Source organism: Pseudomonas putida W15Oct28 (genome assembly GCF_000708715.2).
Classification (GTDB): Bacteria; Pseudomonadota; Gammaproteobacteria; order Pseudomonadales; family Pseudomonadaceae; genus Aquipseudomonas; species Aquipseudomonas putida_R.
The window spans coordinates 51,631-64,264 of sequence record NZ_JENB01000012.1; the positions used below are offsets into that span (position 1 = coordinate 51,631).

The following is a 12,634-nucleotide window of genomic DNA, read 5'->3' on the forward strand; positions in this document are numbered from 1 at the left end:
TATTGCCTGTACCGGCCTCTTCGCGGGCACGCCCGCTCCCACAGGTCAATCACAGGCCCAGGGCGGGTGCTATCCCTGTGGGAGCGGGCGTGCCCGCGAAAGGGCCGGTACAGGCTTAAGCAGAAAGCCCAGCCAGCACAGCCTGCGCTTGCGCCAGCTCCAGCTCGCTGAACACCTGCACCCCCGCCCGCCGCAACAGCGCCGTGGTCACCCCTTCCCCTGCCACCTTCACCCCACTGAACGTGCCGTCATAGGTCAACCGGTTGCCACACGAGGGGCTGCCAGACTTCAGCACTGCCACGCGAATGCCATGCCGACGTACCAACTCCAGCGCCAGCTGCGCCCCGGCCAGAAACGCGGCACTGACATCTTCGCCCGTCACCGTCAGCACCTGCGCGCTGCCATCGAGCACTGCACCGCCCTGCCCGCCCGGGATCTCCGCGGGCGGGCGCGGGGTCGGCAAGCCACCGGCTACCTCCGGGCACAACGGCACCACGCGCCCTTCGGCCTGCCACTGCTGCAACAGGTCGGGATGCCCGCTGGCCCGGCCGTCATAGCGCACCGGCTGCCCCAGCAGGCAGGCGCTGACCAGCACCTTGGGCAAATCAGAACGGGTCATTGCCACGGCGCCTGAACCAACCGGTCAACGACAGCCGCTCACGGCCGGCCGGCAGCACTTCGTGGGGCACTTCACCCGACAGAAACACCACCAGGCAGCCCGCCACAGGCTCGACGTCAAGCTCCACGTCGTCTGCCAGGAACATGCGCAACTGGCCACCGTCCTGCGGCTGCCAGCCTTCATTCAGATACAGCACGGCCGAGACCATGCGCCGGTCATCGTCGCGAAAGCGGTCCAGGTGCCGGCGATAGAACGCCCCCGGTGGGTACAGGGCAAAATGGCATTCAAAGTCTTCCAGGCCCAGGAACAGGCCCTGGTTGATGGCCAGGCGCAGCTGGTCCATGGCCGACAGGTACTGGTCGCAGGCCTCGGCCTGCCCCGGATCGATCCACTGGATCTGGTCGCCGCGAATGGCTTCGCGCACCTCCTGGGTAACACCGCGCCCAACCCCCGCAGGGTTGAGTTCGCCCTCGGCATCACGCCGCCGGCATTCGGCCGCCAGCGCGCGCACCAGTTCGCCAGGCAAAAAGAGCGCCTGCCGGGACCAGCCATGGGTGGCCAGATCGTCGACGACGGCCGCAAGCATCGGGTGTTCAGGGGAGATGTGCATGGCGCGCATCATATCCATTAGCCATGCCGGCGCACAGCGCCACTTGGCCGAGAAACACGCGGATAACTCGACAAACCGGCGCCGGGCCAAGGACAATAGCCACCTGCCGACAGGAGTCCTGAATGCGCCGTCTGTTTTCCCTGATTCTGCTGATGATCTGCACCATGCCTGTCTGGGCAGACAACCTGGATCAACTGTACAAGGCCGCCGGCTGGCCCGACCAGCGCGCCCACTTCAACGATGCCCTGAGCGCCGCCCAGGAACGCTATCGCAACAGTTTGCCACCCGCCGTGTACCAGGCGCTGGTCAACAACAGCAACCAGCGCTTCCAGGCCCAGGCGGTGGACCGTCGTGCCCAGGCGCAACTGCGCGCCACCTTGGCCAACCCCTCGCCGGCCCTGGCCTTCTTCCAGTCGCCGCTGGGGCGCAAGGTGGTGGCCGCGGAGCTCAAGGCCACCCGCAAGGACGAGCTGGCCAAGCATGCCAAAGGCCTGCCGAAGGTCCAGGCCAGCGACGACCGCCTGCTGGTCATCGGCCACCTTGCCCAGGCCCTGCCAGCGCGTGAAGCCGGCGCCGAAGTCAGCCTGGCCATTGCCGGCGTGGCCGCCGACAGCCTCAGTTCGATGATCCCCGGCCTGTTCGGCGGTGGCCAGGCCCAAGGCCTGCTCGACGGCCAGCGTCAGCGTCTGATGAGCCAGATCGGCGAAGACCTCAACAACACCCTGCTGTACGTCTACCGCGAGCTGTCTGACGCCGAGCTGGAAGAGTTCGCCACCTTTGCCGAGTCACCCGACGGCAAGGCCTACTACCAGGCGGCCCTGGCCGCTGTCCGCGCGGGCCTGGCGGTTGGCCAGAGCACCAACGACCTGAAGTGATCAGCCCAGGCGCTGGTCGATGAAGTCGAAGTAGCGCTGGCGAATGCCCGGCAGCTCGTTGGCCAGGTGGTGACGGGCCTCGGGCAGCATCAGTATTTGCGGCTCGGCAAACTTGGCCTTGAGCACTTCGAGGTTGTAGGGCCAGTCCACCGTGCCATCGGCCTCCCCCTGCACGATCAACGGCCGCCGCGAGCTGCGCGGCGCGGCCTCGATGCGTTTGACCCAGGCGATCAATGCACCCACCCAGGCGGTGGGCAGACGACGCGGTTGCAGCGGGTCGGCCTCCAGAAACGGCAGGAAGGCCGGGTCGTTGGTGTTCTCGCTGAAGCGCCGTTCAATGCCGTTGACGAAATGCCGTAGCACCCGGTAGCTGAACTTCGACCAACGCCAGGAACACGGCCGCACCAGCGGTGCCAACAGGATGACCTGGCCATCGATGGGGCTGCGCGCGCCTTGGTGCAGCAAGTGATCCACCGCGATGGCGCCGCCCGTGCTCTGCCCGCACAGGTGCCACGGGCGCGGCAGTTGCAGCGTGCGCACCTGTTCGAACAGCGCCTCCAGCACCTGCTGGTACACCGCGAAATCACTGATGCTGGCCCGCTCGCCGCTGGACAGGCCGTGGCCTGGCAGGTCGCAGCTGATCACGGCGAAACCCTGCTTGAGTGCCCATTCGATCACATGCCGATAGAGGCCCATATGGTCGTAATAACCGTGCAACAGGAACAACGTCCCGGTGGGCTGCTCGGGTAACCATGCCTGCCCGACCAGGTCGAACCCTGCCGCCTGGAAGCCGCCCAGCCAGGTTTGTACCGGCAAGTTCAGGCCGTAGAAGCGCTGGTAGTCCTGCGCCTCGACCGACAACGGCTGGCGAGCGGTCAACGGCAAAAGGCTGTGGCGCAGGTGGTCGGGGTGAAAAGCAGCGGGCATCGAGCACATCCACATTGATGCAATGTATTGATCTGGAATCTTCAGCTCTGGCCGGCGTCATGGCAAGCTTGCTCACCTCGAACAACCAGCATCGCTCCCTTTGTAGGAGCGGCCTTGTGTCGCGATAGGGGTGCGAAGCGCCCCCGGGATTTGTGCATCACGCTGATAATGCCGGGGCCGCTTTGCGGCCCTATCGCGACACAAGGCCGCTCCTACAGGGGATCGCGGAAACTTCATGGATACTCGAATCATCAAACCGCTGTGCACGGTAATCGCCTTTTTGGTCGGCGCCGTCATCCTCTGGCAGGCCTACACCACCTTCCAGGCCCGCTACCTGCGCCCGTTCGACAACCAGACCACGCTGTTCGACGGCAGCCAGCTGCAACTGCCTGCCGAGCTGGCCGGCCCGGGCCCGGTCCGCGTGGTGCATTTCTGGGACCCGGCGTGCCCGTGTAATGTCGGCAACCAGCAGCACCTGGGCGACCTTGTCAGCCAGTTCACAGGCCACGGCGTTACCTTTCACGTGCTGCAAAAGCCCGGTAGCCATGGCCAGCTACCGGCCAATCTCGGCAGCTTGCAACCCATCACCCATCTGCCCGGCAGCGAGCACCTGCCCGCCTCCCCGGCCGTGGCCATCTGGGACCGGCAAGGCCGCCTGGCCTACTTTGGCCCGTACAGCGAAGGCGCCGTGTGCAACGCCAGCAACAGCTTCATCGAGCCAATCCTCAAGGCCTTGCTCGACGGCCGCCAGGTCAGCGCCTCCAATACCCTGGCGGTGGGCTGCTACTGCCCTTGGGCGGGCTGACGCACCCGCGCCGGGTTACCCACCACCGTCGCCCCCGCCGGTACATCCCGGGTCACCACACTGCCGGCACCCACCACGGCGTTGTCGCCAATGGTCACCCCCGGCAGGATGATCGCCGCACCGCCGATCCACACGTTGTTGCCGATGGTCACCGGGCGCCCACTCTCCAACCCGCTGCGCCGTACTTCTGGGTCGAGCGGGTGATCGGCGGTGTAGATCTGCACATTGGGGCCGATCTGGCAGTCGTCGCCGATGCGCACCTGTACCACGTCAAGGATCACGCAGTTGAAGTTCATGAAGGTATTGCGGCCGACGCTGATGTTGTAGCCGTAGTCGCAATAGAACGGCGGGCGAATCACCGCACCTTCGCCAACCTGGCCGAAGTGCTCCAGCAGCAGCCCGTGGCGTGCGTCGTTGAGCAGTTCGGCACTGGTGTTGTAGGTGTGCATCCAGTGCTTGTTGGCGATCTGCTCGGCCTGTAGTTCGGGGCAACCAGCATGGTAGAGCTGGCCGGCAAGCATTTTCTGTTTTTCGCTGAGGGACATGGAAACTCCTTCCGGGGGCTATGCTCTGTTCGCGAATCCGCCGATGATCGGACCATATTTTTCGCTTGAACGCACAAGGAGTCTGCATGAAGCGCAGCCTGACCCTGTTAGCCGTGGTCGTTGCCGTGGCCACCGGTGCCGGTTACTGGTACGTGCAGGGCAAGCTGCCGCAGCGCGACGGCGAGGTGGCCGTTGCCGGCCTGCAAGCGCAGGTCAGCGTGCGCTACGACGCCCGTGGCGTGCCGCACCTGCAGGCGCAGAGCGAGCCGGACCTGTACCGTGCACTGGGCTACGTGCATGCCCAGGACCGGCTGTTCCAGATGGAGATCCTGCGCCGCCTGGCCCGGGGTGAGCTGGCCGAGGTGCTGGGCGACAAGCTGCTGCCCACCGACACCCTGTTCCGCAGCCTGCGCATTCGCGAGCAGGCCGCGTTGATGGCCAAGCGTCAGGACCCGCAGTCACCTGCCTGGCAGGCCCTGCAAGCCTACCTCGACGGGGTCAACAGCTGGCAGGCCAGCCACCCCAAGCCCATGGAGTTCGACCTGCTCGGCATCACCCCGCGCCCGTTCACCGCCGAGGACACCCTCAGCATCGCAGGCTACCTGGCCTACAGCTTCGCCGCAGCGTTTCGTACCGAGCCCGCACTCACCTACATCCGCGACCAGCTGGGCCCCGAATACCTGCGCATCTTCGACCTCGGCTGGCAGCCCGAAGGCGCGCTGGGCACGCCGCTGGCCGCTGCCGACTGGAAAAACCTGGAAGCCCTCGCCCGGCTCAGCCATGAAGCACTGGGTGACGCTGGTATTCCGCAGTTCGAAGGCAGTAACGCCTGGGCGGTGGCCGGCAGCCATACCCGCAGCGGCAAGCCGCTGCTGGCCGGCGACCCGCATATCGGCTTCGCGGTGCCGGCAGTGTGGTACGAGGCCGAACTGTCGGCGCCCGGCTTCAACCTGTATGGCTACTTCCAGGCGCTCAACCCGTTCGCCTTGCTGGGCCACAACCGCGACTTCGGCTGGAGCCTGACCATGTTCCAGAACGACGACGTCGACCTGATCGCCGAACGCACCAACCCGGCCGACGCCAACCAGGTCATGGTCGATGGCAAATGGCAGGCGCTGGAAAAGACCGAACAGCAGATCGCGGTGAAAGGCGAAACGCCGGTCACCCTCAGCCTGCGCCGCTCGCCCCATGGCCCGATCGTCAACGACGTGCTGGGCGCCACGGCCGGGCCTACGCCAATCGCCATGTGGTGGGCGTTTCTGGAAACCGAAAACCCGATCCTCGAAGGTTTCTACCAGCTCAACCGTGCCGACACCCTGGGCAAGATGCGCGAAGCCGCTGCCAAGGTTCACGCGCCGGGGCTGAATTTTGTCTGGGCCAATGCCCGTGGCGATATCGGCTGGTGGGCGGCGGCAAAGCTGCCGATCCGCCCCGACGGCGTCGACCCCGCGTTCATCCTCGACGGCGCCAGCGTGCAGGCCGACAAGCTCGGTTTCTACCCCTTCAACGTCAACCCGCAGCAGGAGAACCCGGCGCGCGGCTATATCGTCTCGGCCAACTATCAGCCCCCGGCAGTGGTGCCGGTACCGGGCTACTACAACCTGCCCGACCGTGGCCGCCAGCTCGACCGCCAGCTGGCCAACCCTGAGGTGAAATGGGACACGCAGAACAGCCAGGCACTGCAGCTGGACACCGCCAGCGACCATGGCCCGCGCACCCTTGCCCCGCTGCTGGCAACGCTGCGCAGCGTGGCCGAAGGTGACGAAGAGAAGGAACTGGTCGAGCAACTGGCTGCCTGGCGCGGCGACTACCCGCTGGACTCGACCAGCGCCACGCTGTTCAACCAGTTCCTCTACGAACTGGCATTTTCTGCCCTGCATGACGAACTGGGCGACACGTGGTTCCCGGTGCTGATCAACACCCGCGCCATCGATGCCGCCTTGCCGCGCCTGGCGGCGGACGCCGACTCACCCTGGTGGAACACCCGCGGCGGCAACCTGCGTACCGACCGTACGGCCATCGTGCGCCAGGCCTGGCAGCACAGCTTGAAGCACCTGCGCGACACCCTGGGCAGCGACCCGGCCAGCTGGCAATGGGGCAAGGCGCATACCCTCACCCACAACCACCCGCTGGGGGTGAAAAAGCCGCTTAACCTGCTGTTCAACGTCGGGCCGTTCGCTGCACCAGGGACCCATGAAGTGCCGAACAACCTCTCGGCGAAGATCGGCCCGGCGCCCTGGCCGGTGACCTATGGGCCGTCGACGCGGCGCCTGATCGACTTTGCCGATGCCGGGCAGGCACTGACCATCAACCCGGTCGGGCAGAGTGGCGTGCCGTTCGACAGACATTATGCGGACCAGGCCGAGGGGTATGTGCAGGGGCAGTACCAGCGGGCACAGATGGGGGTGATTCCGGCGCGGAGTACGCTGAGATTAGTGCCCGCCAGATAACCGAGGGGGGCTGCTTTGCAGCCCAATCGCGACACAAGGCCGCTCCCACATTGGCCGGTGTATGCAGGACCTTGTGGGAGCGGCCTTGTGTCGCGATTGGGCCGCAAAGCGGCCCCGTTTACATGGTCAGCCCTGCCACTTGCCCCCTTCGACGATCACGCTTTCCGGCTTGGTGTCATCGCTCAGTTCCTTGCGCACATACTGGTCATACAGCTTCAGCAAGAACTTCTCTTCCCCAAGCTTGGCCAGCTCGGCGTTCACCCAGTCACGCAGTTCGGTATTGCCCTTCTTCACCGCTGGCGCAATCGGTGCTTCTTCACCCAGCAACTCAGGCAGCACGCGGAAGCCCGGGTTCTGCTTGGCCCAGCTGAACAGGATCAGGTTGTCCTGGGCATAGGCATCGCCACGGCCGGTGGCCAGGGCTTGCAGCGATTCGCTGTTCTTCTCGAACTTGAGCAGTTTCCAGTCTGGGTGATTTTTGGTCAGCCAGATATCGGCCGTGGTGCCGGTGGTGACGATGATGGTCTTGTCGGCCAGGTCGTCGAGCTTCTGCACCGGGCTGCCGTCCGCCACGATGGCCTGCACGGCAACGCGCAGGTTGGGGTTGGTGAAGTCCACCGCTTCCTTGCGCTCCGGGGTTACGGTCATGTTGGCGAGGATCAGGTCTACCTTGTCGCTCTGCAGGAACGGAATACGGCTGGCCGGTTCCACGGCAACGAACTCGACCTTGTTTTCATCACCCAGCAGGTCCTTGGCCAGGCGCCGGCCAATGTCGGTGTCAAAGCCCACATAGCGGCCCTTCTCATCGACGAAGCCGAACGGCGGCTTGTCGGTGAACACCCCGACAATCAGCTTGTCGCGGGCCTTGATGGTTTCCAGGTAGCTGGTGGCTGGCGATGCCGCTGCCGGCTTGGGTGGCTCTTCAGCCTTGTTGCAGCCGGCCAGCAGGGCCAGGCCGAACAACGGCGCCAGCAGTTTGGTGAGGTTGGCAGTTTTCATGACAGTTCCTTGTGCAGTTTCTTAGGCAGGCTTTCTACGAAGGAGAATTTCTCCAGGAACTGCTGCGCGCGTGCGGTCTGCGGTCGGGTGAAGAAGCTCTCGGGGTCGCCCTGTTCAAGGATCCTGCCGGCCTCCATGAACACGATGCGGTCGGCCACCGCGCGAGCGAAGGCCATTTCGTGGGTAACGATGAGCAAAGTCATGCCGTCGCGGGCCAGGCCCTGGATCACCTGCAGCACCTCCTTGACCATTTCCGGGTCGAGGGCGGCGGTAACCTCGTCGAACAGCATCACCTCGGGGTTCATGCACAGCGAGCGCACGATGGCGATGCGCTGTTGCTGGCCCCCGGACAATTGCCGGGGGAAGGCGTCGCGCTTGTCCAGCAGGCCGACCCGCGCCAGCAGCGCCTCGGCCTGGGCCTGCGCTTCGGCACGTTCGCGTTTTTGCACCTTGAGCGGGCCGAGCAGCAGGTTGTCGATCACGCTCATGTGGCCGAACAGGTGATAGCTCTGAAACACCATGCCCACCCGCTGACGAACGTCGCGCCAGTCGGTGCGCGGGGCCAGCAGCTCTTGCCCGGCCAGGCGCAGGTGGCCGCTGTGGGCCTGCTCCAGGCCGTTGAGACAGCGCAGCAGCGTGCTCTTGCCGCAACCGCTGGGGCCGAGGATGACCACCACTTCGCCGGCCGTCACCTTGAGGTCGACGTCCTTGAGCACCTGGTGCTCGCCAAAAAACTTGTTGAAACCCTGGAATTCGATCAATGCGCTCATGAGTGTGCCCAGCGGCGTTCCAGCACGCGCGAAGCGGCGGACAGCGGATAACAGACGATGAAGAAGAACAGGAACAAGGCGCCGTAGATCAGCACCGATTCATAGGTGCGTTCGATGATTTGCTGGCCGGCCTTGATCACCTCGACCACGCCGATCAGCACTGACAGCGAGCTGGTCTTGATGATCCGCGTGTAGATATTGATGGTCGGTGGGGTCATGCGCTTGAGTGCCTGTGGCAGCAGCACGTAGCCATACAGCTGCCAGCCGGCCAGGCCGATCGACAACCCGGCCTCGCGCTGGCCCCGCGGCAGCGAAGCCAGTGCACCGCGGACCACCTCGCCCACCTCGCTGGCGCCCCACAGGGCCAGTACCAGCACCGCGCACCAGAAGCTGGGGATGCTCAGCGCAAAGAAGATCGGCAGGCCAAAGAACACCAGGTACAGCCAGACCAGCACCGGGATGGCGCGGAACAGCTCCAGGTACACCTGCAAGGCGATGTTCAAGGCACGGTTGCCCAGGGTTGCCAGCACGCCGTACAGCACGCCACCCAGCGTCGCGAACAGGATGCCCAGCGCCGAGATGGCCAAGGTCTGCGCGGCGCCGCCGGCCAGCTGCGGCAACGCCTGCAGCAACAGGTCAAATCCCGAACTGGCCATGTTGCAGTCTCCTTTCCACATAGCGCAGCAGCAACGACAGCGGCAGGAACAGCAGCACGCAGAGCAGGGTCAGCACGGTGAGCATTTCGTAGGTTTTGTAGTACAGCGCGATGTAGTTCTTGGTGGTGTAGAGGATTTCCGGCACGGCCACCGCCGACACCACGGTGGTTTCCTTGAGCAGGAAGATGAAATTGGCGAACAGTGCCGGCAGGCTGAGGATACCGGCCTGGGGCAGCACCACATGGCGCAGCAGTTGCCCCTCGGACAGGCCGATGGAACGCCCGGACTCAAGCTGGGCACGCGGCACGGCCTCGATGCCGGCCCGCAACACTTCGGTGAGGTAGGCACCGCCCATAAAGGTCATGGTGATGATCGCGGCGGAAAAACCGGAAATCTTCAGGCCCAGGCTGGGCAAGGCGAAGTAGACGAAGAACAGCTGGATAAGCAGCGGCGTGTTGCGGGCCAGCTCCACGTACGCTTTGACCAGGCGCCACAGGTAGGGCGTGCGTAGTACCAGCAGGGTGGCATTGACCAAGGCGACCAGCAGCGAGGTGGCGATGGCGATCAGGCCTACCTGCAAGGTCACGCCCACGGCCTTGAGAAAGGCGGGTAGCGTGCTGAGGATGAATGCGATGTCGAGGGTCATGGGTAGAGCAAGTCTGCAGGGTGCGCGGGGGCACAATAACTAGACTCTAATGATCTAAAAACTTTTTAATAAATAACATTAATGAATATACATATCACCGGTTGGCGAGTAGGACCCTGTGGGAGCGGGCGTGCCCGCGAAGCAGGCGCCGCGGTGGATGGCACCGGCTCTGCCGGTGTTCGCGGGCACGCCCGCTCCCACAGGTACCTGCGGCCAGATACAAAAACGCCGGCACAAATGCGCCGGCGTTTTTCCTGTCACTGCAAGCGCATCAGAACGCCGGCAGCACAGCACCTTGGTACTTCTTGGCGATGAATTCTTTCACTTCCGGGCTGGTCAGGGCCTTGGCCAGTTTCTGGATGGCTTCGCTGTTCTTGTTGTCCGGGCGGGCAACCAGGAAGTTCACATATGGCGAGTCGGCGCCTTCGATCACCAGTGCATCCTTGGCCGGGTTCAGGCCGGCTTCCAGGGCGTAGTTGGTGTTGATCATGTCCAGGTCGACCTGGTCCAGTACACGCGCCAGCATGGCCGACTCAAGCTCCTTGAACTTCAGGTTCTTCGGGTTCTCGGCGATGTCCTTCGGGGTGGCCAGGGCATTCTTCGGGTCTTTCAGCTTAATCAGGCCAGCATTCTGCAGCAGGATCAGGGCGCGGCCGCTGTTGCTGCCTTCGTTAGGGATGGCAACCGTGGCGCCGTCCTTCAGCTCCGACAGGTTCTTGATCTTCTTGGAGTAGCCACCGAAGGGTTCGACGTGTACGCCAATGACCGTTTCCAGGTGGGTGCCTTTACCTTCGTTGAAGCTCTTCAGGTAGGGCAGGGTCTGGAAGTAGTTGGCGTCCAGACGCTTCTGGTCCACCTGCACGTTCGGCTGCACGTAGTCGGTGAAGACCTTGATCTGCAGGTCCACGCCCTCTTTGGCCAAGGTCGGCTTGATCAGCTCAAGGATTTCGGCGTGCGGTACCGGGGTAGCGGCAACCACCAGTTTTTCGGCGGCGGCGGCCAGGCCAGAGAACGACAGGGCGGCGGCCAGGGCGGTGGTCAGCAGGGTCTTCTTCATGGTGGTCCTTGTTCTGAATCTGGGCCATCGGCGATGGCGAATCGGTTGCCCAACCGGTTCACCAGCGGGCATGAGGCGGACAATACCTAGATTTTTTATTCCGTAACAATATCTTTTACTTAGCTGCTTATTCCAAAAACAAACTGCCACCAGCCACTTTGCTTATGAGCGATGTCTAGCGTGCGGTGTTGAGCAAGTCGAGGTCTTCTGGCTGGATCTCTTCGCCGTCATTCACCAGCAAGGCAAAGTGGATGACGTTCTCCAGTTCGCGGGTATTGCCAGGCCAGAAATGCGCTTCCAGCACCTGCTGCGCCGCCTCGCTTACCAACGGCACAGGCCGCTGCAGGCGCACGCTGTAGATGCCCACGAAGTACTCCGCCAGCGGCAGGATATCGCCCGGGCGCTCGCGCAGCGGCGGCAGTTCCAGCGCGCCCTCGCGCAAGTACTGGTACAGGCGCTCGTTGAAGCGCCCCGCACGTACCACCCGCGCCAGGTCGATGCTGGTGGCGGCGACCAGGCGCACATCCACCGGCTGTGGCTGCTGTGCGCCCACCCGGGTGACCTCGCGGTTTTCCAGGGCCGCCAGCAGCTTGCCCTGGATGGCCAGCGGCAAGTCGGCAATTTCGTCCAGGTACAGCGTGCCGCCGTTGGCCGAACCGAACCAGCCGGCGCGGCTACTGGCCGTACCGCCATGGCTGCCGGCGCTATAGCCGAACAGCTCGGCATCGGCGTAAGTGGGGCTGATGGCCGCGCAGTTGACCGACACGAACAGCCCTCCACGGTCGCTGGCACGGTGGATCTGCCTAGCCAGCAGCTCCTTGCCGGTGCCGGTTTCGCCACGGATCAGCACCGGCAAAGGTTGCGGCGCCAGGCGCTCGAGGTCTTCGCGCAACTGCTGCGAACGCGGGTCGATGAACACCAGGGCCTTGGCACGGATGCTCAGCGGGCTCTTGTCCAGCTCGGGGAAGGTCAGCAGTGGCTGGCCAAACGGGTTTTGAAACGTCATGACGAACTCCCGCCCCAGGCCTTCATTGGCCGGGCGTCAGGTAAACGGAAAACGGTATGGGCTATCAGGCGCGACGCAGTGCGCGCTGCTCGACCCGGCTCTGCAAGCGATACAAGTAGGCGAAGCCTTGTTCCCAGCGCTCATGGCCGGACTTGACGTTGATGTGCCCGGCATTGCTCAGCAACCCCGCTTCGGCACCCCAGGCCTGGGCCAGGTACAGCGCCCGCGGCACGCTCACGGCCGGGTCGTTGTCCGAGCTGACGACCTGGCTGGGGAACGGCAAGGCTTCGGTCGGAATCGGCGCAAAGTTGCGCAGGGCCGGCGCGCAGGTCGGCCGTTCGACGTCTGCCGGCGCCACCAGCAGTGCACCACGCACCCGCCGCCGCAATGCGGGGCTGGCCTGTGCGGCCCAATGGGCGACGGTGACGCAGCCAAGGCTGTGGGCAATCAGGATCACCGGCGAGCGCTCGGCGGCAATCGCCTGCTCCAGCGCCTGCACCCAGTCCTGGCGTTGCGGGGTAAGCCAGTCGTGCTGCTCGACCCGCGCACTGTTGGGCAGGGTGCGCTGCCAGTGACTTTGCCAATGGTTGTCTGGCGATCCTTGCCAGCCCGGCACAATCAGGTAACGAATCGACTCATTGCGCATGGGGACGCCTCCAGTAAGTTTGC

Annotated in this window: 14 protein-coding genes; 3 read left to right on the forward strand and 11 right to left on the reverse strand. The window is 64.4% G+C overall.

Annotation, left to right across the window (positions count from 1 at the left end; genetic code table 11):
* Window positions 1–115: 115 nt before the first annotated feature.
* Together AK81_RS10535 and AK81_RS10540 are read right to left on the reverse strand one after the other, a co-directional pair.
* Window positions 116–619 (reverse strand): DUF523 domain-containing protein, encoded by a 504-nt coding sequence (locus tag AK81_RS10535; protein ID WP_043198862.1) that lies wholly within the window; start codon window positions 617–619, stop codon window positions 116–118.
* On the reverse strand, window positions 606–1,238 hold the full coding sequence (locus AK81_RS10540; RefSeq protein ID WP_043199001.1) for a 2OG-Fe(II) oxygenase: 633 nt from the start codon (window positions 1,236–1,238) through the stop codon (window positions 606–608). Before AK81_RS10540 ends, AK81_RS10535 begins: the two co-directional genes overlap by 14 nt.
* 113 nt (window positions 1,239–1,351) lie before the next feature.
* Here AK81_RS10540 and AK81_RS10545 point away from each other — a divergent pair, with 113 nt between their 5' ends.
* A complete protein-coding gene (locus AK81_RS10545) occupies window positions 1,352–2,104 on the forward strand; it encodes a DUF2059 domain-containing protein (RefSeq protein ID WP_043198864.1) in 753 nt (250 codons plus the stop codon).
* On the opposite strand, the gene AK81_RS10550 is transcribed toward AK81_RS10545, so the two are convergent.
* Window positions 2,105–3,031, reverse strand: a complete 927-nt coding sequence (locus AK81_RS10550; protein WP_043198865.1) for an alpha/beta hydrolase — start codon at window positions 3,029–3,031, stop codon at window positions 2,105–2,107.
* 235 nt (window positions 3,032–3,266) lie between these two features.
* On the opposite strand from AK81_RS10550, the gene AK81_RS10555 reads away from it, so the two are divergent.
* The gene (locus AK81_RS10555) at window positions 3,267–3,836 is read left to right on the forward strand and encodes a DUF6436 domain-containing protein (protein ID WP_043198866.1); all 570 of its coding nucleotides are present in this window, start codon (window positions 3,267–3,269) and stop codon (window positions 3,834–3,836) included.
* On the opposite strand, the gene AK81_RS10560 is transcribed toward AK81_RS10555, so the two are convergent.
* Entirely contained in the window at window positions 3,815–4,381 is a 567-nt protein-coding gene (locus AK81_RS10560) for a sugar O-acetyltransferase (RefSeq protein WP_043198867.1), read from the reverse strand. The genes AK81_RS10555 and AK81_RS10560 overlap by 22 nt on opposite strands.
* A gap of 86 nt (window positions 4,382–4,467) precedes the next feature.
* Here AK81_RS10560 and AK81_RS10565 point away from each other — a divergent pair, with 86 nt between their 5' ends.
* Window positions 4,468–6,831, forward strand: coding sequence for a penicillin acylase family protein (locus AK81_RS10565; protein ID WP_043198868.1), 2,364 nt, complete (start codon window positions 4,468–4,470; stop codon window positions 6,829–6,831).
* A 126-nt stretch (window positions 6,832–6,957) separates the two neighbouring features.
* Here the strand turns inward: AK81_RS10565 and AK81_RS10570 are convergent, their stop codons facing one another.
* The 7 genes from AK81_RS10570 to AK81_RS10600 form a co-directional block, all read right to left on the reverse strand.
* Entirely contained in the window at window positions 6,958–7,830 is an 873-nt protein-coding gene (locus tag AK81_RS10570; RefSeq protein WP_043198869.1) for a transporter substrate-binding domain-containing protein, read from the reverse strand.
* Window positions 7,827–8,600: an amino acid ABC transporter ATP-binding protein gene (locus tag AK81_RS10575; RefSeq protein ID WP_043198871.1), complete on the reverse strand. Its 774-nt coding sequence runs from the start codon at window positions 8,598–8,600 to the stop codon at window positions 7,827–7,829. Before AK81_RS10575 ends, AK81_RS10570 begins: the two co-directional genes overlap by 4 nt.
* Window positions 8,597–9,256, reverse strand: coding sequence for an amino acid ABC transporter permease (locus AK81_RS10580; RefSeq protein WP_043198872.1), 660 nt, complete (start codon window positions 9,254–9,256; stop codon window positions 8,597–8,599). The genes AK81_RS10575 and AK81_RS10580 overlap by 4 nt, the downstream gene beginning before the upstream one ends.
* Window positions 9,237–9,902, reverse strand: coding sequence for an amino acid ABC transporter permease (locus AK81_RS10585; RefSeq protein WP_043198873.1), 666 nt, complete (start codon window positions 9,900–9,902; stop codon window positions 9,237–9,239). The genes AK81_RS10580 and AK81_RS10585 overlap by 20 nt, the downstream gene beginning before the upstream one ends.
* Window positions 9,903–10,173: 271 nt before the next feature.
* Complete coding sequence (locus AK81_RS10590) at window positions 10,174–10,959, reverse strand: MetQ/NlpA family ABC transporter substrate-binding protein (protein WP_043198875.1); 786 nt, start codon at window positions 10,957–10,959, stop codon at window positions 10,174–10,176.
* A 175-nt stretch (window positions 10,960–11,134) separates the two neighbouring features.
* Window positions 11,135–11,965: a sigma 54-interacting transcriptional regulator gene (locus AK81_RS10595; protein WP_043198878.1), complete on the reverse strand. Its 831-nt coding sequence runs from the start codon at window positions 11,963–11,965 to the stop codon at window positions 11,135–11,137.
* 64 nt (window positions 11,966–12,029) lie between these two features.
* Window positions 12,030–12,611, reverse strand: coding sequence for an alpha/beta hydrolase (locus AK81_RS10600; RefSeq protein WP_043198880.1), 582 nt, complete (start codon window positions 12,609–12,611; stop codon window positions 12,030–12,032).
* Window positions 12,612–12,634 lie beyond the last annotated feature (23 nt).

Bases quoted from the DNA above. Each gene is read 5' to 3' on its own strand.
- AK81_RS10590 (WP_043198875.1), bottom strand. From the start codon at position 10,959: ATGAAGAAGACCCTGCTGACCACCGCCCTGGCCGCCGCCCTGTCGTTC.
- AK81_RS10535 (WP_043198862.1), bottom strand. From the start codon at position 619: ATGACCCGTTCTGATTTGCCCAAGGTGCTGGTCAGCGCCTGCCTGCTG.
- AK81_RS10570 (WP_043198869.1), bottom strand. From the start codon at position 7,830: ATGAAAACTGCCAACCTCACCAAACTGCTGGCGCCGTTGTTCGGCCTG.
- AK81_RS10585 (WP_043198873.1), bottom strand. From the start codon at position 9,902: ATGACCCTCGACATCGCATTCATCCTCAGCACGCTACCCGCCTTTCTC.
- AK81_RS10555 (WP_043198866.1), top strand. From the start codon at position 3,267: ATGGATACTCGAATCATCAAACCGCTGTGCACGGTAATCGCCTTTTTG.
- AK81_RS10595 (WP_043198878.1), bottom strand. From the start codon at position 11,965: ATGACGTTTCAAAACCCGTTTGGCCAGCCACTGCTGACCTTCCCCGAG.
- AK81_RS10560 (WP_043198867.1), bottom strand. From the start codon at position 4,381: ATGTCCCTCAGCGAAAAACAGAAAATGCTTGCCGGCCAGCTCTACCAT.
- AK81_RS10550 (WP_043198865.1), bottom strand. From the start codon at position 3,031: ATGCCCGCTGCTTTTCACCCCGACCACCTGCGCCACAGCCTTTTGCCG.
- AK81_RS10565 (WP_043198868.1), top strand. From the start codon at position 4,468: ATGAAGCGCAGCCTGACCCTGTTAGCCGTGGTCGTTGCCGTGGCCACC.
- AK81_RS10545 (WP_043198864.1), top strand. From the start codon at position 1,352: ATGCGCCGTCTGTTTTCCCTGATTCTGCTGATGATCTGCACCATGCCT.
- AK81_RS10600 (WP_043198880.1), bottom strand. From the start codon at position 12,611: ATGCGCAATGAGTCGATTCGTTACCTGATTGTGCCGGGCTGGCAAGGA.
- AK81_RS10575 (WP_043198871.1), bottom strand. From the start codon at position 8,600: ATGAGCGCATTGATCGAATTCCAGGGTTTCAACAAGTTTTTTGGCGAG.
- AK81_RS10540 (WP_043199001.1), bottom strand. From the start codon at position 1,238: ATGCGCGCCATGCACATCTCCCCTGAACACCCGATGCTTGCGGCCGTC.
- AK81_RS10580 (WP_043198872.1), bottom strand. From the start codon at position 9,256: ATGGCCAGTTCGGGATTTGACCTGTTGCTGCAGGCGTTGCCGCAGCTG.